This window comes from Streptomyces sp. NPDC020422, assembly GCF_044386705.1.
Taxonomy (GTDB): domain Bacteria; phylum Actinomycetota; class Actinomycetes; order Streptomycetales; family Streptomycetaceae; genus Streptomyces.
In genome coordinates, this window is the sequence record NZ_JBIRVJ010000001.1 from 670,042 (window position 1) to 696,112 (window position 26,071).

Genomic DNA, 26,071 nt, shown 5'->3' on the forward strand with positions numbered 1-26,071 from the left:
GACCGCTCCAAGACCTGGAGATCATCGGGAGGGCGTGCAAGATGAGACGAGCACTGGTCAGTGCGTTCGCGGCCGCGGCGCTAGTGGTGTCCGGGGGGAGTGTCGCCACCGCTTCCGACAGCGTTCCGCCGCGCACCACGCACGGTCCCTGCCAGTACACCCAGACCCCGGACGAGCCGCCGGCGCGCCCTGTTCCGCTGCCGCCCGACGCACGGCGCACCCCTGCTCGTGGCACGGTCGACTTGTCGGTGCCGACCAGTCAGGGCGCGCTCCCGCTGCGCTTGGACCGGGCCAAGGCGCCGTGCACCGTCCAGAGTTTCCTGCACCTCGCGCGGCACGGCTTCTACGACCGCACGGTGTGCCACCGTCTGACGGCGTACCCGACGCTGAAGGTCCTGCAGTGCGGCGACCCGACCGGCACCGGTGAGGGCGGGCCCGGGTACAAGTACAAGGACGAACTGCCGGTGGACCTGCCGCCCGCCGCCACCGATCCGACGGGTACGCGCCGGCTCTACGGACGCGGCCTGCTGGCGATGGCCAACGCCGGCCCGAACACGAACGGTTCTCAGTTCTTCGTCGTCTACGGCGACTCCGCCCTGCGGCCGAACTACACGGTGTTCGGCACGGTCGGCACCGCCGGTCTGGCGACACTCGACAAGGTGGCCGCCGGAGGCATCGAGCCGACCGCGGAGAACCCGGCACCGGTCGACGGCACACCCGTACTGCGGACCGAGCTGTTCCGCGTCCGGCCGTCCTGCGGGCACTGACGCACCGCGATGTCGCCGCGTCCACGATGACCCTGCCTGGCGGTGTGCGGGGTCGGCCCGCGGCGACACGCGAATGCCCTGCACCAGGGCCGCCCAGGTCACCGAGACATCGGTTGGGCACCTCCGCTACCCCGTTCCCCGGTCCTCACTCCTCAGCCGGCCGCGATCGACCGCGTGGAAGAAGGGTGGGAGCGATCATGCAGGGCAGGAGACTTCCGTGACGTCGAACAGTCCCCGCACCTGCCGGAGCACGCCCGGGAACCGGTCCTTCGAGCTGCTCGAACGCATCCGCACCCGCCTGTGGACCACCGCCGTGCGGCTGTGGGAGGACAACGTCGCCGACCACGCGGCGGCCCTCACCTACTACGCGGTACTGGCACTGGTGCCCGCGCTGCTCGTCTCCGTCTCCCTGGTGGGACTGGCCGGGACCGATACGCGCGAGCATCTGATCCGCGACCTCACCTCCTACGCTCCGCCCCAGTCGGCCCAGGTGCTCCGCGAGGCCCTGGAGGGCATCACCTCCTCGCCCTCCTCACTGTGGCCGCTGCTCGTCAGCGGCGTCCTGAGCGCCCTGTGGTCGGCCTCCAGCTACCTGTCGGTCTTCCGGCGCGCCCTGCACGCGATGCACCGTCTGCCCGACACGCGCCGGCCCCTGCGTGCCGCCCACGTCCTCCTTCTCACCTCGGGCGCGCTGCTGGCCCTGCTCGTCACGGGCGCCGCGAGCCTCGTCGCGACCGGCCCGGTGGCCCGGCGACTCGCGGCGGCCGCCGGCCGCCCGGGCACGGACGTCATGACCCTGCTGCGGTGGCCGGTGCTGCTGGTGATCGTCACGGCGCTGATCCTGATCCTCTACCGGACGGGGCCCGTCCAGGCCCGTGGCCTGCGCCGGGGGTTCGCGGGTGGAGCCCTTGCGGCCTTCCTGTGGCTCGGGGCCTCGGCGCTCTTCACCCTCTACACGCAGTTCGGGACCTACAGCCGCCTCTACGGTTCGCTGGCGGGAATCATCGTCTTCCTCGTGTGGCTGTGGTTCGGCAATCTGGCCCTGCTCGCCGGCGCGCAGTTCAACGCGGTGCGCGCACGGCGGGCGGCACGGTCCGACGACAAGCCTCGGGAAGTCGAGGCAGCCGCCTCCTACAGGTAGCGGCGGATGGGCAGTACCGCCGTCTCCCGGGCCCGCTGCAGAAGCGACCGCCGCTTCCAGCGGCCCGGGCGGATCAGCTCGCTCACGGCGAGGTCCTCGTCGTAGTGCGCGTCGAGGGCGGCGGTGAACTCGGAGTCCATGACGGCGAGCATGACCTCTTCGTCGTGGTCGAGGGAGCGGCGGTTGAAGTTCGTGGAGCCGATCAGGGACACGACGCCGTCCATGGTGATGACCTTCGCGTGCATCATGGTCGGCTGGTACTGGTGGATGCGCACTCCGTCGGCGGTCAGCGCCTCGTAGTGGTGCTGCCCCGCCAGCTGGCACACCCGCTTGTCCGTGTGGGGGCCGGGCAGCAGGATCTCGACTTCCACGCCGCGGCGGGACGTGGCGCGGAGCAGGTCGATGAAGTAGTCGTCCGGGGCGAAGTAGGCGGTCGCCAGCCGGATCCGTTCCTCCGCCGATTCGAGGATCACCCGTATCAGGGTCTGCATGTCCTGCCAGCCGACGCTGGCCGAACCGCGGACCACCTGCACGATGGCGCTCCCGCTCGGGGGGTGGACGACGAACCGGTCGCGTTCGTCGAAGAGCTCCGTGTGGCATTCGGCCCAGTTCTGGGCGAAGGCGGCGGCGATGCCGTCCACGGCCGGGCCGCGGACCTCGACGTGGGTGTCCCGCCACTCGTCGGGATTGCGGGCGTCGCCACACCATTCCTCGGCGATCCCGACGCCTCCGGTGAAGGCGGTCAGCTCGTCGACCACGAGGGCCTTGCGGTGGCAGCGGTGGTTCTGCTTGAACGGCGAGAGGTAGAGGGGCTTGCGGAACCACGCGACCTCGACTCCGGCCGTGCTCATCCGGTCCAGCAGGTCCTTCTCGATCAGGCGGCTGCCGAAGCCGTCGAGAAGCAGCCGCACCCTCACCCCGGCACGTGCCCGGTCGGTCAGGGCTTCGGCGAAACGCCGCGCGATGTCGCCCCGCCAGTAGACGAAGGTCATCATGTCCACGGTGTGCCGCGCGTTGCCGATCGCGTCCAGCATCGCGGCGAAGATCTCGTCGCCGTTGCGCAGGGGGCGTACGGAGTTGCCCTCGGTCGCCGCGACGCCGATGAGCCGCTCCAGCCGCCGGCGTATGCGGTGGATCCGCTCGTCCACGGCACCGCTGTCGGCGGAGGCGGTGGTCGCGCCGCCCTGCGGTTGCTCTCTGTCGGACATCCCAGTCCCCCCTCGGTCGGGCCATCGGCGACCAGGACCTTATCCGACGGCATCCAGGACGGGGACGAAGGAGGGGGGAAGGGGAGGAAGGAGGGGGCGTCGGCGCCGGGCTGAACGCCGAAGGCGCCGGCACATCGGTGAGTGACGCCTCGCCCTGCGGTGGCCTCGGAAGGGCTACGGGAAGCTCACCCCGTACCGCTGCCAAGCGTTCCACGTCCCGCTGGGCCGGCGGTACTTCGACCACCAGTACCCGTCGGTGCCGATGACTCCGATGAGGATGGAGTCCTGCGTGTAGTGCTGCTTGACCGCCACGCCGGAGCGGTCCTGTCCGCCCATCGACTCCCAGCCGGACCAGCCGGTCCGCTGCGGGTCGGTCCAGCGGGTCCACACCGCCGCGTCCGTGCCGATGACGAACTGCTGCAGCGCGCCGTCGCTGAAGACGTGCTCGGAGACCGGGTAGTCGCAGTTGATGGTGACACCGCCGAACTTGCAGTTCGACGCTTCCGCCGCCGGGGCGGTGGCCACCGCCAGGGTCGCGACGGCGACCACCGCCATGACGCCGGCCTTGAGCCTTCGGTACTTCCGGAACTTCACCACGTTCTCCCATGGCTGACGAGACCGGCCGACGAGACGGGCCAGGCCCTGAGGCAGCCCCCATCGTTCCCCGCGCCGCTTACGCCCCGCTAACGGATCGCTCTCACGACGGGAGCCCGGGGCAGGCCGGGCACTCGGAGGACGTGAGGGGCCGGGGTCCGAATCCGCCGGAGTGCAGCGGGAATGACCGGACCGGGCGATTCAGTTGCCGTACATATGAGCGATTCCCGTCCTTATGGTCCTGTTCCTGCCGGGCACGGCCGCTCCGGTCCGGCGACCGTCCGTGAACGCCTGGCGGCCGACCGTACCGACACGCTGGCGCGAATGGCGGCTCTGGGCCGGGACTTCGACGGGATCGTCGCGGCGAACGCCCTGGTCGCGGTCGACGACGAGCACGACCCCGAAGGAGGGACCACAGCCTTCGAGCGCGCCCATGTGGCTTCCCTGATGGAGCAGGCACACGGACACCTCGCCGAGCTGGACGAAGCCCTCCAGCGGCTTGAACGCGGCACCTACGGGCAGTGCGAGGGCTGCGGCAGCAGGATCCCGCCCGAGCGCCTGGAGATCCGACCGGCGGCAACGACGTGCGTGTCGTGTGCCGAGCCCGGCCGTCACCGTCCCCGGCGGCCCGCGCACTGATCGCCGCCGTCCGTCCCCCGCTCGGTCATGACCGAGCCGTCGAAAACGCGTCGGCTCTGGACTTCCCGGACCCCGGCGGGAAGGCGGTTACGCCGCGCCCGTGAACCCCGCCGAGACGCCCACCACCCGGGGCACCGCCCGGGCCGGACGCACCGCCAGGTCGGCGGGCACGGACTCGGGCAGCCGTACCGTGAAAAGCGGTCGCCGCTTCGCCTTGCATCGCACCCGACGACGACCCACCCATCATCAGGGAGCGGGGTCCGGGGAAAGGTGGATCCTGGCCGCGACCGGAAGGTGGTCGCTGGCCGTCGCGGGGAGGGTCCATGCCGAAGCGGCCCGGACGCCCCCGAGAAGGATCTGGTCGATCCGGACGGCCGGCAGGCGCGCCGGCCAGGTGAAGCCGAAGCCCGCGCCCGCCGAGGCCTGTGCGGAGACGAGACGGTCGGTGAGGGGCCGCAGTCCGCGGTCGTCGGTGGAGCCGTTGAAATCGCCCAGGACGACGACGCGCCGGGCGGGCTCCGCCCGCACCTCCGCCGCCAGCAGGCCCAGCGCCTCGTCGCGCGCCCCGGCGGTGAATCCGCGCGGGCCCACGCGGACGGACGGCAGGTGGGCGACGTAAATGGCCAGCGGCCCGCCGGGCGCGTCCACCGTCGCCCGCATCGCCCGCGTCCACGGCATGATCGGCACGGCCCGCGCGTCGCTCAGTGGATGGACGCTCCAGAGGCCCACTGTGCCCTGGTAGAAGTGGTACGGGTAGGTCTTCGCCAGGGCCTGCTCGTAGGCGGGCGCCGTGTCCGGACTCAGCTCCTCCAGCGCCAGCACGTCCGCCCCGGCGGCGAGCAGGCTCCGTACGGTACCGGCGGGGTCGGGGTTGGCCTGGTTGACGTTGTGACTTACCAGCGTGAGGTCCCCGCCGGGGGAGGTCTTGTCGGCGAGGACTCCGCCGAAGACCGCCAGCCAGGCCGCCGCCGGCACCACCAGGGCCACCGCCGCCGCCACCCGCGCCCGCCGCAGCAGGGCCGCGGCCACCAGCACGGGCACGAGCAGCGCGCTCCAAGGCAGCAGGGTCTCGGCCAGACTGCTCAGCCGTCCGGGCAGCCTGGGGAGCAGCCGGTGGCCCGCGACGCCCACCGCGAGGAGGACGGAGCAGCCCGTGACCGCCGCCCCGCGGCGTCGCCACCACCGGCGCGACCCGGCGTCCGAGGCCCCGGGAGCGCGGTCCGTGCCGGCCGCCGTGCCGTCCTCCGCGCGGGAGGGGCGGGTCTCTGCCGCTGTCGCGGGGGTGGGAAGGGTCTCTGCCGCCGTGCCGTGCGGCGCCGCGGCGGAGCCCGGTCGTGTCGTCGCCGTCATCGTGCCCCGCCCTCCGTTCCGGCCGCGGCCAGCCGGTCGCGGACGGCGGCGAGCAGCCCGCGGCTGGCGTCGACGGCGGCCCGGAGTCCCTCGGCGGGCGTCGTGTTCGCCCGCTGGTGCAGGACGGCGCCCACCAGGAGTCGGGGCGTACCGCCGACGCGCACCTCGCAGGCCCACAGGAGGTTCCCGCCCGCCGGTGTGCTGGAGCCGGTCTTCACGCCGACGACGCCCGGGGTGTCCAGCAGGGGATTGGTGTTGGTGATCGTCCCGAGGCCGGGGACGGTGGTCTCGCGGGTGGCCACGACCGCCCGGAAGACAGGGTCCTCCATCGCGGCCCGCGTCAGCCGCACCTGGTCGGCCGCGGTGCTCGTGGTCGTCGGCTCGATGCCGCTCGCCCCCGTGTAGACCGTGTCCTTCATGCCGAGCCGTCCGGCGGCGCGCCGCATCTTCGCCACGAAGGCAGCCTGGCTGCCGGAGTCCCAGCGGGCCAGCAGACGGGCCACGTTGTTGCCGGAGGGGATCAGGAGCAGTTCCAGGAGCCGGCGCTGCGAGTAGCGTTCGCCGGGCCGTACGGGGACGGTCGACTCGCCGCCGACCCCCGCCTCGTGTGCGGCCGTCCGGTCCACTTCGATCAGGGGGCCTTCCTCGTCAGGCCGCAGCGGGTGCTCCTTGAGGATGACGTAGGCGGTCATCACCTTCGTCAGGCTCGCGATCGGCACCGGCCGCCGCCCGCCCCGCTCGCCCAGCGAACCGGTCCCTTCGAGGTCGACGGCGCTCTGGCCGTCCCGCGGCCACGGGAGCGGGCCGATGTCGGAAACCGGCCTTCGCTCGTCGCCCGGCGTCGAAGGCGCGCCGGAGGGGGAGACGACGGCGATGCCCAAGGCCGTCAGCAGGGCCAGGGACAGGGCACCGCCGAGGAGGCGGTGACGGGGGGTACGGGGAACGGGCACGGGCCGCCTCCAGGGGCTGCGGTACGGGATCGGTACGGCAGCAAGACTCCGGGGACGAGGTCTCCGGCCCACGGTCGGAAGAGCGCTGCCCGCGCTCGGGAACCCATCGGTCGTGTATCAACGGGGCGGCGAGGGGACGTGCGTCAGCGGGCGCGTTCGACGCATCGGCGGGAGTGGGTCGGGGCCCGGCCGGAAGAGCGGAGGGGGTGCGCATCGCCCCGGGCGGCCGACCCGGCGAACGCGAGCGATAAGAACGGAGGGGGTGCGCATCGCGCCGGGCGGCCGACCCGGCGAACGCGAGCGATACGGGACGGCCTCGTCGGCGGACGGAGCCGCCCCCCCCCGGACGGCGGAGCCACGCGCCGGCGGGCCGTCCGAAGCGCGGGGACGCACGCCGACAGGCGACCGTCGAGGACCGTGCGTCGGCGTGCAGGCCGCACCGGTACGTACCCCTGCAGGCGGGCCTCCCGGGACGCCGAGGAGCGTCCCGCGGCGGGCAGGCCGTCCCGCTACGGCCGGGTCGCCCGCCGGCGCCGGCGGGCGGTCCAGGGACGCGGTCACGCCTGGGACGGTGGCCCGTCCTGGGGCAGGGTCAGGGTCGCGATCGCCCCTCCGTCCGGGGCGTTGGCGAAGCCCAGGGTCGCCCCGATCACCCTCGCCTGGCCGGACGCGATCGTCAGGCCCAGGCCGTGCCCGTGCCCCCGCTCGGCCGTGCCCGTACGGAACCGCTGGGGGCCGTGGGACAACAGGTCGGCCGGGAAGCCGGGGCCGTGGTCCCTGACGGTCACCGTCCCGGCGTCGACGGCGACTTCCACCGGGCCCGCGCCGTGCCGGTGGGCGTTGACGACGAGGTTGGAGACGATACGGTCCAGGCGCCGGGGGTCCGACTCGACCACCGCCGTCTCCCGTTCGGTCACCCGCGCCGCGAGGCCCGTCCGCGCCACCGAGTCCCGGACGAGGGCGGCCAGGTCGACCGGTCCCGGCTGGGACGTCTCGGCGCCCGCGTCGAGACGGGAGATCTCCAGGAGATCCTCCACCAGGTCCCGCAGCACCCGTACCCGGCTCTGGACCATGTCCGTCACCTCGCCCTCGGGCAGCAGGTCCGCCGAGGTGACCAGACCCATCAGCGGGGTGCGCAACTCGTGTGCGACGTCGGCGGTGAAGCGTTGCTCGGTGTCGATCCGCTGCTTGAGGCTGTCGGCCATCGAGTCCACCACGGCCGAGATCTCGGCGACCTCGTCGCCCCCGCGGACCGTCCCCGTCCGGGCGTCGAGGTCGCCCGCCGTGATGCGGCGAGCCGTGCGGGCCACCCTGCGCAGCCGCCGGGCGGGGAGTTCCGTCGCCAGGGCCGTGGCGGGGACGACGACGCCCAGGGTGAGCAGCGAGTACTTCCACATGTGACGGTCCAGGGCCTGCCGGGTCAGCAGGTCGGCGGTCATGTCGACCTTGACCGCGTACAACTTCCCGCCCTCCCTGCGGGCCGCCCAGAACACGGGGGCCGGGGGCCTGTTCTCGTAGAGCGTGGCCTCGCCGTCGTGCTCGACCTGCCGCAGCAGGGCATCGGGCAGCTCCCCCGGGGAGGCCCGGGGGCCATCCTCACCCGCGGCCGTGGCCTCCTCCCTGGCCTTCGCCAGGGCCGTGACGGCCCTGCCCGCGCCCTCGTGCATGGACCGCCGCAGCACCGAGTCGTGCACCAGCAGGCCGACCGTCAGCGCCATCGAGGCACAGGCCAGCGCCACCAGGAGGACGATCTTCCAGCGCAGCGAGCGGGAGTGCGGCACCAGGCCCACGACCGCTCCCCGGGGACCCCGGCTCACCGCTTCCACTTGTAGCCGAAGCCCCGGACCGTCTCGACCCGCTCGGAGCCGATCTTCTTGCGCAGTCGCTGCACGCACAGGTCGACGACCCGGGTGTCGCCGTCCCAGCCGTAGTCCCACACCTCGCGCAGCAGGGTCTGGCGGTCCAGCACGATTCCTGGGTGCGCGGCGAATTCGAGCAGCAGCCGCAGCTCGGTCGGGGCGAGCGCGATCCGCTCGCCGCCCCTGCGGACCTCCAGGGCCGCGGGGTCGAGGGAGAGGTCGCCGAAGACCAGCGGGGCGGCCGGCTCCGCGGGGCCGGCCGGTTCGGCTGCCGGGGGTACGAAGGCGGCCCGGCGCAGCAGCGAACGGATCCGCGCCACCAGGACGGCGGTGTCGACGGGCTTGACCACGTAGTCGTCGGCCCCCGCCTCCAGGCCGGACACCACGTCGAGGGCGTCGCCGCGCGCCGACATCATCAGGATCGGGTCCGTGGCCGTCTCCCGGATGCGCCGGCACAGCCCGATGCCGTCCAGGCCCGGCAGCATCACGTCGATCAGCATCAGGTCGTGCCGCCCCTCCCGGAAGAGTTCGAGCCCGGTCAGGCCGTCGGCCGCGACGAGCACGCGGTAGCCGTAGCGCTCCAGGGCCATGGCGACGGACCGCCGGATGACCTCGTCGTCCTCGACGAGCAGGACGGTCACAGGCGCGGGCGCGGGTGCCGACACGGAATCAGACATGTACATCTCTCGGGCACGGGACAGGGCGGGCCCTCCATCATGCCTCACCCTCACGCACCCCCGGCGCCGCCGGAGGGCTGTGAGCACGCCTCCGACCTGGGCTGATACCCGCCTGATACACCACCGCGTGGTGGCCGACACCCATCCGGGCGGGTATGGAGACGGAGGCGGCGCGACTGACACCGCTGGCGCGGCAGCCGCTCCGGCGCCCACCATCACCGGACAAGCGGCGCTGGTTGCTCCGACGGCGTCGTCACCCTGGGGGGAGGCGCGCTCGCCGCGCCGTCCCCACGCGCATTGCCGTGCGTCCGCGGTGCCGCGGCGCGGCCAGTTCGCCTCTCTCGTCACGGCGCCGCGGCCGTCCCTCCGCGTCGGGGTCGACTCGTCGGGGTGGATCAGCTCCAGCCACTCCTCGCGGTGGTCGGGGTGGGAGCCGTCGAGTAGGCGCGAGTCGATCGGATCCGCGCCCCGCCCGCTGACCCGGACGTACGCGTGGGGGAGGAGCACCTCCCGGCGCACGGAGAGGAAGGCCTCGCGTAGACGGGGTCGGTCAGACCGCTGTCGGCCTCGATGCGGCCGGGAAGGACACCTGGCCCGGCGTCGCCTTGAGTTCCCCTACGGCCACGACGGGCAGCGCCGCCGGCGTGAACGCTGCTGCCGCAAGGGCACCTTCCTCGCCCAGTCAGCAGGCGCGGGACGAGCGGTGGCGCCGTAGCGACGCGGCTGCCACGGCGGTTGATGTCACGGCGGCCGGGGCGCCGGGGCGACGCTGGGGGCCGTCATCCGCCGCTCCCGTCCGGTGCACGGCGGGCCAGCGTGTGCACGAGGGGCGCGAGGTGCCGGTACGGGTCGCGTGTCGAGGCGGCCCACTCCGTCTCCAGTGCCGACGCGTACTCGTCGGGCTCCGGTGACCACTCCTGGGCGCGGTGGTCGTTGAGAATGCGTACTCCCTGCCAGGGCAGAGGGGTCAGACCGTGCTCGGTGGCCAGGCGGTCGAGCTCTTCGGCAGTGTCCCCGCGGGTGCGGACGCCGAGGTGGCCGACGCTCACGCCGGTGCCGCTCTCGATCAGGTCGCGCGCGAGGGCGTACTCGCCGCGCAGCGCCTCACGGAACCCGGACGCCGCACGGTTCTTCGCCAGAATGCTCAGGACCCCGCCGGGCGCGACCATCCCCGCCAGCCGGGCGACCGCGGTCGCCGGTTCGTCCAGGTACATCAGCACCCCGTGGCAGCAGACCAGGTCGAACCTCTCGCCGCCGAACTCCAGAACCTCGACATCCGCCCGCAGGAAGCGGACGTGTGCGGCGAGTTCGGGTCGGGCGGACAGTCGGCTCGTGGCGGCGGCGAGCATGCCGTCGGACGCGTCCGCCGCGGTCACCCGGTGCCCGGCGGCGGCCAGGCGGAGCGTCATCTCGCCGGTTCCGCAGCCGGCGTCCAGGACTCGGACCGGCCGGTCCGGAAGCTCGGCTTGCAGCCGGCGGAAGACGAGGTCGTGCCGGAGCCGGCCCCGCCCGCCTGTCGAGTACGCGTCGTACGCGGCGCCGACCGCGGCGAAGTCGGTCACCGCTGCCACCCGAGTTCGGTGTAGGTGCGGCCGGCCTGGATGCCTTCGATCGCCGCCCGCGTGTACGGCACGATCCGCTCGGGCAGGTCCTTGACCCCGATCCACTCCCAGGCCACACACTTGTCCCGCTCGCGCACCTCCGGCGCGCCCTCCCAGTACCGGGGGCGGAAGAACAGACCGATGCGCGGACGGTCTCCCGGCTTGTCGATCATGTGGACGGTGTGGACGAGGTCGAGATCGGCCGGATCGATGACCAGCCCGGCCTCCTCGCGGGACTCGCGCACCGCGCAGTCGGTGGCGGCCTCGTACTCGCAGTGACCCGCGAGGACATGCCACGTGTCGCCGGCGTACGCCGAGTCCGGGTGCCGCAGGCCCAGGAGGACCTTGCCGTCGCGTTCGAGGTAGAGGTGGACGCCGACGATGTGCGGCTCGGTCCCGGCCGGCGCGCCCGCCACCGCGGCAGCGGACTTCTCCGGCTGGTCGGCGGCAGGGGCGGGATGCTCGGCGGCGTGGGTCTCGAGCAGGCTCCGGGTGTCGGGCAGCATGGTCAGGTAGGGCAGCTGCTCGGGACGGAACCACGCGAGCATCACGCCTTCGGTCAGCGTCAGCTCCGACGGGTCCCCCTGCCACTCGCCGGCGAACAGCGCGACGGGCACGCTCGTGCCGTGGGTGCCGATGACGGAGTCGACGCGGTACGGCTCCAGGCCGGTGAGGACGAGACCTGCCTCCTCCTGGAGCTCGCGGGTGACCGTGTCGAGCAGCGTGGCGTCGTGCGGTTCGCGGCCGCCGCCGAGCAGGTCCCAGCAGCCCGGCGCCCAGATGTCCGGCTTGTTCGCGTCTCGAAGATGCAGCAGATACCGGCCGGCCGCGTCGCGAATCACGGCGGACGCGTTCACCGGGGTGATCGTGCCGTGCAGGCCGGCGGCGCTCAGTTTCGCGTGCAGAGTCGGCGAGCGGACCTCGTCCTGCGCCAGCCACACGGCTCCCGCGATCTCGTCGTCCTGCAGGGTCGGTTCCGGTGCGCCCGGCGTCAGGCGGAAGACGAACCGGACGTCGAAGTGCCGGTGGGCGGGTTCGCCTGTGGAGGGCCGCGCCTCGATGTCGTGGACGTCGATGTCGATGGGCGCGTGCCCGAACTCCGGCGTGAGCACGAGGCAGGAGGCCGGGATGCCCGTCTCCTCCCGGACCTCCCGGAGCACGGCGGCGAGCAGCGTGGCGTCACCGCCGTCGACGTGACCACCGGGGGTGAGGAGGAGCCCGCTGGCCCGGTGGGCGATGTGCAGGACGCGCCCGGCGGCGTCGATGACGACCGCGCTGCACGTGATGTGCCCGGGCAGCGCGGTCCGGCTGGTCGGGTCGGCGCCGGAGTCGAGCGCGGACAGAAGTCCGCTGAGCGCGCTCCGCTCGGCGGGGTGCCGGTCGAGGTAGTCGGCGACCAGGTCGCGGATGTGGTCAGCGGACGGCGGCATGTCGGCACCTCACCGGATCGAGACGGGCGGCAGCAGAGGACGGGGCGGGGCCAACCAGGGTGTGCGGGGGTCGGCGGCCCGCGGGGGGAGCGTCGGGAGGGGTGTGCACGCAAGACCTCCTCGGCCTCGTGAAGGCGCCCGCGCAGTACGGCCGCGGCGTCGAAGCGGGCGCGAGCGTAGGCCTGCAGCGACGCGGGGTCTTGACGAACCACTGCCTGTCGTCCTGCCCGGAGGCGAGGTAGTTGTGCGTGACCGTCCCGGTGGGGCCGGCCTCGACAGCGGTCGCCATGATGCCGAACTCGCCGGCCAGAAGCAGCGTGACCAGCTCGATCCGCTCCCGCTCGCGGAGCGTGGGTGTCATCGGCGCGCCTCCGGCTCGTCGACGCGGGCGGACTGGGCCGGCACGGGGGCAGGTTCGAACTGGCGCGCCTGAAGTCCGTAGGCGTCGCGGAACGCGCCGGTCCCGGTGGCGGGGTCCATGAGCTCGGTGAAGGTGCCGCTCTCGACCACGCGGCCTTCGTCGAGGACGTAGATGACATCCGCGTGGCGAGCGCTGGCGAGCCTGTGGGTGATCAGGACGGTGGTCTGGCCCTGGTCGGCGAGCCGGTGGATCTGGTCGAAGACACGCTGCTCGGCTGCCGCATCGAGGGCGCTGGTGGGCTCGTCGACGATCAGTACCTCGCCGTGCCGGAACCTGGCGCGAGCGAGCCCCAGCTTCTGCCACTGACCACCGGAGATCTCCTGCCCGCCCTTGTAGCCGCGGCCGAGCAGCGAGTCCAGACCGCGCGGCAGCCCTGCGATCACCTCATCGGCGCCCGCGTAGGCGGCCGCGTCCTGGATGGCCCCGTCGTCCCACCGCACGTCGCTGCGGCCGATGCCGACGTTGACGCGAGCGGTGAACGGCCAGCGGAAGAAGTCCTGGGCGACGATCGCCACCCGGCTGAAGACCTGCGTCCGGTCGGCCTCGGCGGTGCTGACACCGCCCCACAGGACCTTCCCGGAGTTCGGCAGCCTGACCCCGCTGAGCAGGCTGACCAGGGTCGACTTGCCGGATCCGTTCTTCCCCACCAGCGCAACGGTCTTGCCGCGTGGAATGACCAGGTCGACATCGTGCAGGGAGGGCGTGTCCTTGCCGGGATAGGCGTAGGTGACCTTCTCGAACCGGATCTCATCCGCCACGTCCGGAAGGTCCAGTCCGCCGTCGGGCACCGCGCGCTCCATGGCCTCCTCGCACAGGCGCTCGAGGTCGGCGATGAACAAGGCCTCGCCTTGAACGTCGGTGATGCGCACGACCAGGTCGGTGATGCTCGCCGAGCTGGTCCGGATCGCCAACACCGCCGTGGCGGCGATCGCGAGGTCCATCCGCCCCGCCCACAGCAGGAATCCGAGCACGCCGTACGTGGTGATGGTGGCCAGTCCGCGGGCGGAGTCCGCGATCAGATTCACGCGCGCGCCCGTCCAGGCCAGCCGGGTCTGCTCCACCTCGCTGGTCTCCGCCATCAGCCGGAAGTGGGTGAGCAGGAGGGGAGCGACGCCGTGGACGCGGACCTCGGCGGCGGCCTTCTGGTCGATCAGCAGCTGGTTGAGCAACTTCGCGGCGCGGACGTGCTGCACGAACCGGTGCCAGCTCGTGTACTGGTGCCGGGTCATGGTCAGCGAGCCCCATGCGTTCGGCAGAGCCATGAGGACCAGAAGCGGAAGCAGCACGGGGTGCAGCACCGTCAGCACCCCGGCCGCGGCAGTCAGCGAGATCAGCGAGGTCACCACGGCGGTGCAGTAGCCGACCATGCGCCGGGCCGCATCAGCGCCCCACTGCGCGGTGTCCATCAGCCGGTGGAAGGCGTCGTCCTCGATCGCCTCGAGCTCGACCCTCGCCACCAGTCCGAGGTACCGCTCGGTCGCGACCCGCTGCGCTTTCGGCTCCAGAATCCCGGTGGCCGCGGCCGAGGCCGACGTGCAGACCGAGCCGATCACGGACAGGACCGCGACGACAGCGACGGCCGGCAGCGCGGCTTGCAGCCGACCGGGGATGTCACCGGGCGCGAGGAGCGCCATGAGCAGCGCGTTGACCGAGATCAGGGAGACGGCCTGGGTGATTCCGCGGGTGATCTCGCTGAGGGCGACTGTGACGAACGCCCGGCGGTCGGCTTCACGCGCGAGACGGATGGCGAGGAGCACCTGCCGCGGCAGCGAGCGGCCCATCTCCCACAGCCCGAGAGCCGCCCAGGCGCCGGAGTGTGCGGCGAAGCCCTGGTCGTAGGTGAGTCTCCCCCCGAACAGCAACTGCTCCGACTCCGAGGCCTCCTCATCGGCCGTCGGCCCGGTTTCCGTCGTACTCGTCATGCCCCCCACCTCGTATCCGGGCGTGCTGTGCGGCGGGACTCGTCAGCCATGCGCACGGACCCCGCCGGGGAGGCTCCGGGCCTGGGCTGCTTGACCTGAGCAGGGAAGGTGGGAAGAGGGGACATCACGGTCTCCAAAGGTCGTGTGGGGGTGTCGGATGGCTCAACGACGCGAGGACGTGATGCGAGCACAGTTAAATCGGACGGCATTCGAACCCCGGAAATAGGCGAAAGCGCGTTCGTGCGTGGTGCATCGACCCGTACGGGACAGGGGGCCTCCTCGATGCCGGAAGTGGCCGAAACGCCGACATCGAAGGGGGCTTGTCCGCAGGGGAGTTCAGTGGCCACCGAGTCACGGCTCTGCCGCGCGAGGCGGCCGCCGACCACCGTGGGCGGGCGCGTGACGAGCTCCTCGATTGCGAAGCGCTCGAGGAGGACCAGGCCGCGGTCGAGGAGAAAGCCTTCGGGGTGGACCCGGCGGAATGCGCTCGTCGCGCGGGCCGGAGCTACGAGCGAGTCAGCCGTCCGGCTTCACCGCGCACGGGGGTCTTCGCGTCGCACGGTGGCGCCCGGATGATCACGCACGGTGGTCAGGGGAAGCCTGGCGACTTCAATGCATGAACGATGCGACTTGTCGGTGCGCCGTGCTTGCCGAACGCTGGGGCGTAGGGCGAGGAGCCTGCGCCACGGGGCCCGGCTCGGCCTCTGTCCGCGTTTCCGGATGGAGAGGAGAAGGAAGCCATGGCGACGTCCTGCCGCGGTTCCGCGGGCCCACCCGTGCACCGGGAGGAGCGTGACACGGCGCCGCGACCGGTGTCGGCGGTCGGTCCCCCGCTGTCTTCCGGCAGCGTCTTCCGCCAGCGGTGGACCGACCTGGTGTTCGCGCACTGGGAGGTGTCGCCTGACGACGTCGCCGGCCTGTTTCCCCCGGGAACGCGGCCGGACGTGCTCGACGGGAAGACCTACGTGGGCCTCGTCTTCTTCGGCATGAGGGATCTCCGTCTGTCGCGCGGTCCCGTCCTGCCCTTCGCGGGCCGGTTCGAGGAGATCAACGTACGCCTCTACAGCGTCGATGCCGCCGGCCGGCGCGGGGTGGTGTTCCTGAGCCTGGACTGCAACCGTCTGCTTCCCGTCATCGCGGCGAACGGAGTGTTCGGGCTTCCCTACCGCTGGGCGTCCGCCCGCTGCGACCGCTTCGAAGAGAGGATCCTCTACGCCGTTCGCCGTAAGGGCCCGCAACATCCTCGCTCCCGCCTCTGGGCTGCGGTCGAGGGCGAGGAGCGCAGCCCGGACGCGCGGGAGAACTTCCTGACCGCCAGATGGGGTCTCCACGCCCGGGCCTGGGGGCGGACGTTCTACTGGCCGCTCCACCACGAGCCATGGCGCTTCAAGGACGCGGCGCTGCTCCTGCTGGAGGACGAACTCGTGGAGGCCGCCACGGGTCTGACGGTAGCCGCGTCCTCACCGGCGAGCCTGCTCTACTCGCAAGGCCTGTCTGTACGCTTCGGCCGTCCGTTCTGGATCTGCTAGGCGACCGCGACGTGCCCTCGCGGACGCCGGGGCCACGAACGAGCCGTTGCCGACCGGTGCCCGCGCGGGCCGTCCGTCGATGTCAGCCCAACCAGACCGTGGACCCGGCGAGAGGGAGTGGTCACCACGGACTCCGCCGGACGCGAGTCTGTGCTCCTCCAGGCTCGCACCCCCTGGCCCTGCGAGAGCTGACGGTCCTGGGAGCGCCTTCCCCCCGAATGTCCGGACTGGAGCTGCTAGAAGAACCCCAGCTTCCTGGGGGAGTAGCTCTGAAGGATGTTCTTCGTCTGCTGGTAGTGGTCCAGCATCATCTTGTGGGTCTCGCGGCCCACCCCCGACTGCTTGTAGCCGCCGAACGCCGCGTGCGCCGGGTAGGCGTGGTAGCAGTTCGTCCAGACGCGGCCCGCCTGGATGGCGCGGCCCGCGCGGTAGGCGGTGGTGGTGTCGCGGGTCCAGACGCCGGCGCCGAGGCCGTACAGGGTGTCGTTCGCCGTGCGGATGGCGTCGTCGAAGTCGGTGAAGGAGGTGACCGCGACGACCGGGCCGAAGATCTCCTCCTGGAAGATCCGCATGTGGTTGTCGCCCTCGAAGATGGTCGGCTGGACGTAGTAGCCGCCCGCCAGCTCGCCGTCGTGATCGATGCGCTGACCACCCGTCAGGATCTTGGCGCCTTCCTGCTGGCCGATCTCCAGGTACGAGAGGATCTTGGCGAGCTGGTCGTCGGAGGCCTGTGCGCCGATCATCGTCGCCGTGTCGAGGGGGTGGCCCGGGACGATCAGTTCCGTACGGGCGATCGCCGCCTCCAGGAACTCGCGGTAGTGGCCGCGCTGGACCAGGGCGCGGGACGGGCACGTACAGACCTCGCCCTGGTTGAGGGCGAACATGGTGAAGCCCTCCAGTGCCTTGTCGCGGAAGTCGTCGTCCGCCGCCCACACGTCGTCGAAGAAGATGTTGGGGGATTTGCCGCCCAGCTCCAGGGTGACCGGCTTCAGGTTCTCCGAGGCGTACTGCATGATCAGCCGGCCCGTCGTCGTCTCGCCGGTGAAGGCGATCTTCGCGACCCGGGGAGAGGAGGCCAGCGGCTTGCCCGCCTCCTCGCCGAAGCCGTTGACGATGTTCACCACGCCCGGCGGCAGCAGGTCGGCGACCAGGCTCAGCCAGAAGTGGACGGAGACCGGGGTCTGCTCGGCCGGCTTGAGGACGACCGCGTTGCCCGCCGCCAGCGCCGGGGCCAGCTTCCACACCGCCATCAGGATCGGGAAGTTCCACGGGATGATCTGGGCGACGACCCCCAGCGGCTCGTGGAAGTGGTACGCCACGGTGTCCTCGTCGATCTCGCTGAGCGAGCCCTCCTGGGCGCGCAGCGCGCCCGCGAAGTAGCGGAAGTGGTCGATCGCGAGCGGGATGTCGGCGGCGAGCGTCTCCCGGACCGGCTTGCCGTTGTCCCAGGTCTCGGCGACCGCGAGGGCCTCCAGGCTCGCCTCCATCCGGTCCGCGATCCGCAGCAGGACCTGCGCGCGCTCCGCCGGCGCCGTGCGGCCCCAGGCCGGGGCCGCCGCGTGCGCCGCGTCGAGCGCGCGCTCCACGTCCTCCGCCGTGCCCCTGGCCACCTCGGTGAACGGCTTGCCGTCGACCGGGCTCGGGTTCTCGAAGTACCCTCCGCGGGCCGGGGCGACGTACTCGCCGCCGATCCAGTGGTCGTAGCGGGCCCCGTACGACATGAGCGAACCCTCGGCGCCGGGCGCGGCGTAACGGGTCATGGGCATGGCCTCCCCTCGAACCGCGCCGACCGTCCTTGGCCGGCGCTCAGCGGCGAGTCTGCGCCGCCCGACGTTGCAACCCCGTTGCACCCGCTGCCAGTTCGGCGTCCAGCGCGGTCAGCCGCGCCCGTACGGCCGGAGCCTGCGCCGCCGGCACGGCCGAGGCGAGCGCCCGCCACACCGCCACGTCGTCCTCGCCCCACGGGCTGTACGCCCAGTCGGCCAGCAGCCCCGGATCGGCCCGGTCCACCAGCGCCGCCCGCAACCGCCCCGCCAGCCGTTCCCGGAGTCGTACCACCGCAGGGGCCCGCGACCCCGGCAGCAGCGGGCCCGCGTAGTCCCCGAGCGCCGTCGCCACCGCCCCCGAGGCGAGCCGGCGGTCCACCGTCACGAAGTCCGCGTCCACCTCAGCCGTCAGCCGGTACGGGCGCGAGGCCAGCAGCTCCGCGCCGAGCAGGCCCCGCAGCCGGGACATCTCCGCGCGCAACGTCACCGGCGCGACCGACTCGTCCTCGTAGAGCAGGGTCAGCAGCTCGTCGCCGCCCACCCCCTCGGGCCGGTACGCCAGGACCACCAGGATCTCGCTGTGCCGGCGGCTGAGGCGGAGCCGCCGGCCCGCCACGTGCAGCAGCGCCTCGTCCCGGCCGAGCGCCGAGAGCCGGGGCCGGCCCGCGGCCGGCGCGGGGGAGAGCAGGGCCAGCTGCGACTCCGCCGCCCGTGCCACCGCCTGCACGAACGCCAGGCTGTGCGGATGCGCCAGGCCGTCCCCACCCGTGATGTCGACCGCGCCGATCAGCCGCCCGTTGCGCGGGTCGTGGACCGGTGCCGCCGCGCACGTCCACGTCTGCGCCGGGCGCTGGAAGTGCTCCGCGGCGCACACCTGCACCGGCCGGTCGACGGCGAGCGCCGTCCCCGGCGCGTTGGTCCCCGCGGCGGCCTCCGACCAGCGCGCCCCCGGCACGAAGTTCATCCGGCGCGCACTGCGCAGCGTCCCCGGGTGCCCCTCCACCCACAGCATCCGCCCCGCGGCGTCGCAGACCGCGAGCAGGTGCTCCCCGTCCCGCGCGTACGCCCCCATCAGCTCCCGGACCACCGGCATCGCCGCCGCCAGCGGATGCTCCTCCCGGTGCCCCGCCAGCTCCTCCTCGTCCAGCTCGACCCGCGCCCCGCCGTCCGGGCTCACCCGCGCCCGCATCGAGCGGCGCCAGGACTCGGCGACCAGCGGCCGCACCGGCGGGCCCCCGAGCGGGCCCCCGGTCGTGAACGCCTCGTGCGCCCGGCGCACCGCACCGGAGCCGCCCGCCCAGGCCGCCGCCCCCGTCGCATCCGCCGTGCCCGCCGTGCCCGCCGTGCCCGTCCGCGCCATGCTCAACTCGGCCTCCCCGCGAGGTCGTTCGCCTCATGGGCGTCATCGTCGTGCGCGGGCGGGGCGCCGACAAGCGTCCCGACGGCCTCGCCTGTGCCCCTGTCCGGTACCCGTCATGCGAGCCGTCACGTACAGTGGGACCCGGGCCGTGACTGGCGCTTGAGGTGGATCACCACCGGGGAGCGGCCCGGCGGACGCGCTCACCCCGCGCGGCCGTGTCGCAGCCGTGCGCCTGGGCATCCACCGGTCATCGACGACGCCCAGGAGTGGCCCATGTCCACCAGCACCGCCCGCCTCATGGACGGCACCGCGCTCGCCCGCCGCACGGTCGAGGAGACCGCGGCCCGCGCCGCCGAGATCACCCGCCGCACCGGCGTCACCCCCTGCCTGGCGACCGTCCTCGTCGGCGAGGACCCCGCTTCCGTCACGTACGTGAAGATGAAGCAGAACCGCTGTGCGAAGGCCGGAATCCGCTCCAAGCACGTCGAGCTGCCCGCGAGCACGACCACCGAGGAGCTCGTCGCGGCCATCACCGCGCTCTCCGAGGACCCCGAGGTCCACGGCATCCTGCTCCAGCACCCGGTCGGCCCGCACATCGACGAGCGCGCAGCGTTCGAGGCCATCGCCCCGGAGAAGGACGTCGACGGCGTCACCATGGCCTCCTTCGCCGCCATGGGCTTCGGTCTGCCCGGATTCGTCTCCTGCACGCCCGGCGGCATCATGCGCCTGCTCGACGAGTACGAGGTCGAGCTCAGCGGCAAGCGGGCCGTCGTCGTCGGCCGCAGCGCCATCCTCGGCAAGCCGGCCGGTCTGCTCCTGCTCGGCCGCGACGCCACCGTCACCTACTGCCACTCCCGCACCACCGACCTCTCCGCCGCCGTCCGCGAGGCCGACATCCTCGTCGCCGCCGTCGGCAAGCCCCGCTTCATCAAGGGCGAGGACATCAAGCCGGGCGCCGTCGTCATCGACGCCGGCTACAACCCGGGCAACGTCGGCGACGTCGACTTCGAGAGCGCCGCCGAGCGGGCCTCCCTCATCACCCCCGTGCCCGGCGGCGTCGGCCCGATGACCATCGCCGTGCTGCTCGCCCAGACCGTCGAGGGGGCCGAGCGCCAGCTCGGTCTGTGACGGCGGACAGGTGCGTGCCGGGGTCCCGGCTGCCGGCCACCGGTCCGTGATCCCCGATTCGCGCCTCCCGCCCCGTCATGTCCGTTGCGCGCCCGAGCCGCCGGTGATCAGGGTCTCGCCCGAGCCGCGGGATTGTCACGGTTCTGTACGAGCGCGGCCCAAGTCCCGGATATCACTCGCCACATGAGCGGCTCCGGGTGAACCTGTCTCCTATGCTCCACCCGCCGACGGCACCCCCGTCCCGCGGCGCCCGCGCCCCTCGACGGCCGGGCGCCGTCGCCCTGCTGGTCGCGGCCCTCGCCACGGTCCTGCTGCTCTCCGTCGCCTTCACCGCGCGAGGCGGCACCGACACCCCCGCCCCGCGCGCCGCGACGCCCGTCCCGACCCGGTCCGACACGACGGCACCGCCGGATGCCGGGCCCGCCGGCGGGCGCGCCGACACGCCCTACGAGACGCCCGGACAGGACCCCTCGGGCCCGGGCGAGAGCTCCTCGCCGCGGCCGAGCCGGACGGCGGCCGGCCGGGACCGGACGGCACAGCCCCGCACGGCCCACCGGACCGGCGCCGCCACCGCGCCGACCGGTTCCGCCTCCGCGCCGGCGACCGGCGGCGTGAGCCCCCGGCCCAGCGCGAGCCGGACGGCCGGGCCCGCGCGGACGCCCTATGACGTGCTGCGCGCCGGCGCCTGCTTCGACATGAACCGCGACGCGCCCGGCACCGTCGTCCCCCGTCCCTGCGACACGCCGCACGACGCCGAGCTGGTCGTCCGCCTCCGGCTCACCGGAAGTTACGCCGACGACGGGGCGGTACGGGACGCGGCCGCCGCGCTGTGCCGGGCCCCGCTCCGCAGCAAGGCCGCCGAGCAGCCGCTCGGCACCCGCTGGACGACCTTCGTCCACTACCCGTACCGCACCAGCTATCTCCTCGGCGACGACGCCGTCGCCTGCAGCCTCGCCGCCCCCTCCGACACGGCCGGAAAGCTGACAGCGCCCCTGCAGTGACACGCCCGGCCCGGCGTCACGGCGTCTCCGCGGCCACGAGCGCCGCCGCCGGGTCCTGCTCCGCCGGGCCCGCCGGGGCCCAGTGCCCGTGCTCCTTGCGGTACGGCCACCAGCGTCCGTCCGCGCCGAGCCGCAGCTGCGCGTCCGCGCCGGCGAGCGTCCACCGCGCGGCGCCCGCCGGCCGGAGGTCGGGGCGTTCGCCGTCCTCCCAGGCCTCGGCCAGCTGCGCGTGCGCCCGCACCAGCGCCTCGGGGCCCGGCTCCCACTCCTCCTCCAGGACCGACAGCGCGGCCGCGCCGCCGAACCGCCAGGCGCGTACGCCCAGTTCGAGCCCGGTCGGGCCGCGCCCCGAGCCCTCGGCGAGCCGCGCCGCGATCCACGACACGGGGTCCCCCGCGGCGAGCCGTACCGCATCCTGCGCCGCCGTCAGCGGGGTGTCGTCGAGCGCCCCCGAGAGCATCCGATGCGCCCGGGCCGCGGCGTCCGCCGCGAGGAACTCCAGCGCCGCGGGGTCGATGCCCGGCTCCGGGCCGTTCTCGGTGTCCAGCGACGGCGGCTCGCCGGGCACCGCGGGCGGGACGGGCACGGCCGGAAGGGGCGGCAGGATGCCGCCCGCGGCGAACGCCTCCGCCGCCGACACGCCTGCCCCGCCCGAACCGCCGGACACAACCGGCACGCCCGGCGTACCGGAGGCACCCGCGACTCCGGGCACGCCCGATGCGCCGGCGATGCCACCCGCACCCGACGCACCCGGGACGCCCGAGGTCCCGGGTGCACCGGCCGCGTCCGACGCACCGCCCACGCCCGCCGAGCCCGGCGCTCCCGAACCCCGCCTCCCGGCGTCGTCCTCCGAGCCCTGGGCACCGGCGGCCCCGGCGGCCCGGGCCGCGCTGCGCTCCTGGAGCGCGTCGAGCAGCGCCCGCTCGCCCCGCCCCCGCATCAGCAGCAGCACGAACGGATCCTCGTCGAGGAGCCGCGCCACCTGGTAGCAGAGGGCCGCCGTGTGCGGGCAGTGGTCCCAGGCCTCGCAGCCGCACCGCGGTTCCAGGTCGCCGATGCCCGGCAGCAGGTCGAGGCCGGCCGCCGCCGCGTCCTCCACCAGATGGGGCGGCATCTCCCGGTCGAGCAGGGCCGCGATGTGCCCCGCGCTGTCCACCGCCAGGTCGACGAAGCGGTCCCACTCCTGATCGGAGAGTTCCTGGAGCAGCACGTCGCCGCGGTACGCCGTGCCGTCGGGCTCCTGCACCACGGCCGTGATCCGGCCCGGCCGCACCGACACCGCGCCGACCGCCCCGGCCCGAGCGTGTCGCCGCCCCCGCTTCAGCTGCTGCCCGTCGAGCGCCGTGTCCTCCAGCGCCTTCAGCCACGCCCGGCCCCACCAGGTCCGGGCGAACACCGAACCCCGCACCGGCGGCAGTGCCGCGAAGGTGCGCTCGTCCCCGGTCCCGTACCCGCTCATCGTCCGTCCTCCCCGCGCAGCCGCACCAGCTCCGCGAGCTCCGCGTCGGTCAGTTCCGTCAGCGCCGCCTCGCCCGCGCCGAGCACGGCGTCGGCCAGCGCGCGCTTGCGCTCCAGCATGTCCGCGATCCGGTCCTCGATCGTGCCCTCGGCGATCAGCCGGTGGACCTGCACCGGCTGGGTCTGCCCGATCCGGTACGCGCGGTCGGTGGCCTGCGCCTCCACGGCCGGGTTCCACCAGCGGTCGTAGTGCACGACGTGCTCCGCCCGGGTGAGGTTGAGCCCGGTGCCGGCCGCCTTCAGGGACAGCAGGAAGACCGGCACCTCGCCGGCCTGGAAGCGGGCCACCATCGCCTCCCGCTCGGCGACCGGGGTGCCGCCGTGCAGGAACTGCGTGCGCACGCCCCGGCCGGCCAGGTGCGTCTCCAGCAGCCGCGCCATCTGCACGTACTGCGTGAAGACGAGGACGCTCGCCCCCTCCGCGAGGATCGTGTCGAGCAGCTCGTCCAGGAGCTCCAGCTTGCCCGAGCGGCCCCCGACCCGCGGCCGGTCCTCCTTGAGGAACTGCGCCGGGTGGTTGCAGATCTGCTTGAGGCCGGTGAGCAGCTTGACCACCAGGCCGCGCCGCTCCATGCCGTCGGCCTCGGCGATGGCGGCCAGCGTCTCGCGGACCACGGCCTCGTAGAGCCCCGCCTGTTCCCTGGTCAGGGCGACCGCCCGGTCGGTCTCGGTCTTCGGCGGGAGTTCGGGCGCGATCCCCGGGTCCGACTTGCGGCGCCGCAGCAGGAAGGGGCGCACGAGCGCGGCGAGCCGTTCGGCCGCCGCGGGGTCACGGCTGCCCTCCACGGCCGCCGCGTACCGGCTGCGGAACGCGCCGAGGCCGCCGAGCAGCCCGGGCGTCGTCCAGTCGAGGATCGCCCACAGCTCGGAGAGGTTGTTCTCCACGGGCGTGCCCGAGAGCGCGACCCGCGCCGTGGCGGGGATCGTGCGCAGCGCGCGGGCGGTCGCCGAGTACGGGTTCTTGACGTGCTGCGCCTCGTCCGCGACGACCAGACCCCAGGAGCGTTCGGCGAGTCGTGGCGCGTCGAGCCGCATCGTGCCGTACGTGGTGAGGACGAACTCCCCTTCGGCGAGGCCCTCCAGGTCGCGCGCCGGGCCGTGGAAGCGGCGCACGGGCGTGCCCGGCGCGAACTTCTCGATCTCGCGCTGCCAGTTGCCCATCAGGGAGGTCGGGCAGACCACCAGGGTGGGGCCGGCGGTGCCGGGGTCGGTCTGCCGGTGCAGATGGAGGGCGATCAAAGTGATCGTCTTGCCCAGGCCCATGTCGTCGGCGAGACAGCCCCCGAGCCCGAGCGAGGTCATCCGGTGCAGCCACCCGAGACCGCGCAGTTGGTAGTCGCGCAGGGTCGCGGCGAGCGCGGCGGGCTGGGCGATCTCCGGCTCGCCGCCCTCGGGTTCGCAGAGCCGGGCCCGCAGGCGTTCCACCCAGCCGGTCGCCTGGACCTCCACGCGACGCCCGTCGATCTCGGTGGTTCCGGTGAGGACGGCGCCCAGCGCGTCCACCGTGGTGAGCTTGCGGTCCCGTGACGTCCGGGCTCGCCGCAGCTCCTCGGGATCGACGAGCACCCACTGGTCGCGGAGGCGGACGAGGGGCCGGCCGGCCTCGGCGATCCGGTCGAGCTCCGCGCGCGTCAGCTCCTCGTCGCCCACGGCGAAGCGCCAGTCGAAGGAGAGCAGCGCGTCGGGGGAGAGGAAGGAGGGCAGGGCGTCGCCGCCCCGGTCCCGCGTGGCGCGCCCGCCCGGCCGGTCGGCGTCGTCGTTCGCGGCGTCCGGCTCGCCGGACCGGTCCCATGCGCCGGGTGGTCCGATGACGGCGCGGGCGGTGAGCCGGTTCGCGAGTTCGCGCGGCCAGTGGACGCGCACCCCGGTCGCCGCCAGGGCGCGGGCCGCCGGGCCCAGGAGTTCGGCGACCTCCTCGTCGGCGAGCTCGACGGCGTCGGGGACGGCCGCCGAGAGCAGCGGGGAGAGCGGTGGCCAGGCCCGGGCCGCCCGGCGCAGCGCGAGTAGGGCGTCCATCCGGGCGCGGGGCCCGAAGGCGGCACCGGCCGGGGAGGTGCCGGCCCACACCTCGGCGGCGTCCGCGACCGAAGCGGGGTCGGCGACGGCGTGCATCTGCAGGACGGCGCGGAAGGCGGGAGCGGAGGCGGCGGCGGACCCGGAGTCCTGATCGCCCCGGTACGCCTCGTCGGCCCCGTACGCGCCCTCAGCCCCCAGGAGCTCCAGGCGCAGCGACAGGCGTACGCCGGCGTCGTGACCCGCCGCCACATCCGCCGCCCAGGCCCGCTGGTGCGGCAGTGCCCGCGGTTCCCTGCGCTCGTCGGCGGTGAAGGCGGGGCCGCCCGCCGCCAGGGGAGCGGCCGGGGTGCGCGGCAGGACGTCGGCGACGGCGTCGGCGAACGCCCGGAGCAGCCCCTCCTGTTCGGGGAGGAGCAGTGGCGCGTCCACCGTCGTCGCGGGCAGCGGTACGGCGTGGGCCGAGGGCGGCATGGAGGCGGCGAGGTCGCGGAGCGCTGCCAGTTCCTCTGCGCCGAGCGGCCCGGCCCGCCACGCGTCGAGGTCGGTGGCGGTGAGGCCGGGCAGGAGCAGGCCGCGGGAGACCAGCTCCAGGGAGAACAGGGCCGCGGCTCCCCAGAAGGCGGCCGCGGGCGAGGCGCCCTCGGCCGTCCGCGCCCGGACGAGGACGGGCAGGGCCTCGCGTACGGGGAGCAGGAGGGCGGGTACGGGTACCGGCCGCAGGTCGTCGCCGACGACGGTCAGTTCGGCGACGACCGGTTCGGCCGCGGTCGGTTCGATGACAGGGGGTGCGGCCACGGGGGAGGCGGCTCCGCCGGACGCGGCCGGGTTCGCCGGCGCCCCGAGGTCCGGGTCCCAGAAGGCGACGCGGCCCGCTCGGGGCGGATCGGCGGGGAGGAACACGACGGAGCAGCGGGCGAGTTCATCGGCGGGCGACGGGGGAGCGGGCGGCAACGAGGACGACGGCGACAGCGACAACACGCATTCCTCAAATTTGACTACTTGAGCTTCGAGCGGCCGAGGGTACCCGAACCGGCCACCCCCACGCGTCGAACGACACCGTGATCCACGTCACCCCGAGGGCACCTGCTGGGGAAGACCCCACCCCCGCCCCCCGGGCGACCCCCGACCGGGTCCGGGTGGTGCCGCCATGGCCCGGGGTGAGGGCCGATCCGTACGTTTCAACAAGCCGGCGCG

The 26,071-nt window shown here is 73.7% G+C and carries 19 protein-coding genes and 1 riboswitch; of the genes, 6 read left to right on the top strand and 13 right to left on the bottom strand.

All coding sequences use genetic code 11. From position 1 onward, the window contains the following. The first annotated feature begins 248 nt into the window (after positions 1–248). Both ACH414_RS02930 and ACH414_RS02935 read left to right on the top strand, forming a co-directional pair. On the top strand, positions 249–767 hold the full coding sequence (locus ACH414_RS02930; RefSeq protein ID WP_382534836.1) for a peptidylprolyl isomerase: 519 nt from the start codon (positions 249–251) through the stop codon (positions 765–767). 217 nt (positions 768–984) lie between these two features. Further along, positions 985–1,908: a YihY/virulence factor BrkB family protein gene (locus ACH414_RS02935; protein ID WP_398940663.1), complete on the top strand. Its 924-nt coding sequence runs from the start codon at positions 985–987 to the stop codon at positions 1,906–1,908. On the opposite strand, the gene ACH414_RS02940 is transcribed toward ACH414_RS02935, so the two are convergent. Then, a complete protein-coding gene (locus ACH414_RS02940; protein ID WP_382534839.1) occupies positions 1,899–3,116 on the bottom strand; it encodes a phosphatidylserine/phosphatidylglycerophosphate/cardiolipin synthase family protein in 1,218 nt (405 codons plus the stop codon). The genes ACH414_RS02935 and ACH414_RS02940 overlap by 10 nt on opposite strands. Positions 3,117–3,290: 174 nt before the next feature. Further along, positions 3,291–3,710 (bottom strand): hypothetical protein, encoded by a 420-nt coding sequence (locus ACH414_RS02945; protein WP_398940664.1) that lies wholly within the window; start codon positions 3,708–3,710, stop codon positions 3,291–3,293. Between the two features lie 324 nt (positions 3,711–4,034). Between ACH414_RS02945 and ACH414_RS02950 the strand changes: the two genes are divergently transcribed. Beyond that, positions 4,035–4,349, top strand: coding sequence for a TraR/DksA family transcriptional regulator (locus tag ACH414_RS02950; RefSeq protein ID WP_382534843.1), 315 nt, complete (start codon positions 4,035–4,037; stop codon positions 4,347–4,349). A gap of 246 nt (positions 4,350–4,595) precedes the next feature. Here ACH414_RS02950 and ACH414_RS02955 read toward each other — a convergent pair whose 3' ends face one another. The 7 genes from ACH414_RS02955 to ACH414_RS02985 form a co-directional block, all read right to left on the bottom strand. Next, positions 4,596–5,699: an endonuclease/exonuclease/phosphatase family protein gene (locus tag ACH414_RS02955; RefSeq protein ID WP_398940665.1), complete on the bottom strand. Its 1,104-nt coding sequence runs from the start codon at positions 5,697–5,699 to the stop codon at positions 4,596–4,598. Beyond that, on the bottom strand, positions 5,696–6,649 hold the full coding sequence (locus tag ACH414_RS02960; protein WP_398940666.1) for a D-alanyl-D-alanine carboxypeptidase family protein: 954 nt from the start codon (positions 6,647–6,649) through the stop codon (positions 5,696–5,698). The genes ACH414_RS02955 and ACH414_RS02960 overlap by 4 nt, the downstream gene beginning before the upstream one ends. 557 nt (positions 6,650–7,206) lie before the next feature. Then, on the bottom strand, positions 7,207–8,439 hold the full coding sequence (locus ACH414_RS02965; RefSeq protein WP_398940667.1) for an ATP-binding protein: 1,233 nt from the start codon (positions 8,437–8,439) through the stop codon (positions 7,207–7,209). A gap of 23 nt (positions 8,440–8,462) precedes the next feature. Continuing rightward, the gene (gene cseB / locus ACH414_RS02970; protein WP_382534849.1) at positions 8,463–9,185 is read right to left on the bottom strand and encodes a two-component system response regulator CseB; all 723 of its coding nucleotides are present in this window, start codon (positions 9,183–9,185) and stop codon (positions 8,463–8,465) included. 779 nt (positions 9,186–9,964) lie between these two features. Next, positions 9,965–10,756 carry a class I SAM-dependent methyltransferase gene (locus ACH414_RS02975; protein WP_398940668.1) on the bottom strand — a complete coding sequence of 264 codons (792 nt, stop codon included), beginning with the start codon at positions 10,754–10,756 and terminating at the stop codon, positions 9,965–9,967. Then, positions 10,744–12,216 carry an NUDIX domain-containing protein gene (locus ACH414_RS02980; protein ID WP_398940669.1) on the bottom strand — a complete coding sequence of 491 codons (1,473 nt, stop codon included), beginning with the start codon at positions 12,214–12,216 and terminating at the stop codon, positions 10,744–10,746. The genes ACH414_RS02975 and ACH414_RS02980 overlap by 13 nt, the downstream gene beginning before the upstream one ends. A 357-nt stretch (positions 12,217–12,573) precedes the next feature. After that, positions 12,574–14,559: an ABC transporter ATP-binding protein gene (locus ACH414_RS02985; protein WP_398940670.1), complete on the bottom strand. Its 1,986-nt coding sequence runs from the start codon at positions 14,557–14,559 to the stop codon at positions 12,574–12,576. Positions 14,560–15,299: 740 nt separating this feature from the next. Between ACH414_RS02985 and ACH414_RS02990 the strand changes: the two genes are divergently transcribed. Next, entirely contained in the window at positions 15,300–16,088 is a 789-nt protein-coding gene (locus ACH414_RS02990; RefSeq protein WP_398940671.1) for a YqjF family protein, read from the top strand. A 236-nt stretch (positions 16,089–16,324) separates the two neighbouring features. Here ACH414_RS02990 and ACH414_RS02995 read toward each other — a convergent pair whose 3' ends face one another. Both ACH414_RS02995 and ACH414_RS03000 read right to left on the bottom strand, forming a co-directional pair. After that, on the bottom strand, positions 16,325–17,848 hold the full coding sequence (locus ACH414_RS02995; RefSeq protein ID WP_382535071.1) for an aldehyde dehydrogenase family protein: 1,524 nt from the start codon (positions 17,846–17,848) through the stop codon (positions 16,325–16,327). A gap of 46 nt (positions 17,849–17,894) precedes the next feature. Then, positions 17,895–19,220 (bottom strand): GAF domain-containing protein, encoded by a 1,326-nt coding sequence (locus ACH414_RS03000; RefSeq protein WP_398940672.1) that lies wholly within the window; start codon positions 19,218–19,220, stop codon positions 17,895–17,897. A 132-nt stretch (positions 19,221–19,352) separates the two neighbouring features. Further along, positions 19,353–19,459, top strand: a riboswitch (ZMP/ZTP riboswitch). 28 nt (positions 19,460–19,487) lie between these two features. Here ACH414_RS03000 and ACH414_RS03005 point away from each other — a divergent pair. Both ACH414_RS03005 and ACH414_RS03010 read left to right on the top strand, forming a co-directional pair. After that, entirely contained in the window at positions 19,488–20,342 is an 855-nt protein-coding gene (locus ACH414_RS03005) for a bifunctional 5,10-methylenetetrahydrofolate dehydrogenase/5,10-methenyltetrahydrofolate cyclohydrolase (protein ID WP_382534861.1), read from the top strand. Positions 20,343–20,554: 212 nt separating this feature from the next. Next, entirely contained in the window at positions 20,555–21,343 is a 789-nt protein-coding gene (locus ACH414_RS03010; protein ID WP_391768243.1) for a hypothetical protein, read from the top strand. 16 nt (positions 21,344–21,359) lie between these two features. On the opposite strand, the gene ACH414_RS03015 is transcribed toward ACH414_RS03010, so the two are convergent. Together ACH414_RS03015 and ACH414_RS03020 are read right to left on the bottom strand one after the other, a co-directional pair. Continuing rightward, positions 21,360–22,802 carry an SWF or SNF family helicase gene (locus tag ACH414_RS03015; protein WP_398940673.1) on the bottom strand — a complete coding sequence of 481 codons (1,443 nt, stop codon included), beginning with the start codon at positions 22,800–22,802 and terminating at the stop codon, positions 21,360–21,362. Continuing rightward, the gene (locus tag ACH414_RS03020; protein ID WP_398940674.1) at positions 22,799–25,855 is read right to left on the bottom strand and encodes an SNF2-related protein; all 3,057 of its coding nucleotides are present in this window, start codon (positions 25,853–25,855) and stop codon (positions 22,799–22,801) included. Before ACH414_RS03020 ends, ACH414_RS03015 begins: the two co-directional genes overlap by 4 nt. Between the last annotated feature and the right edge of the window lie 216 nt (positions 25,856–26,071).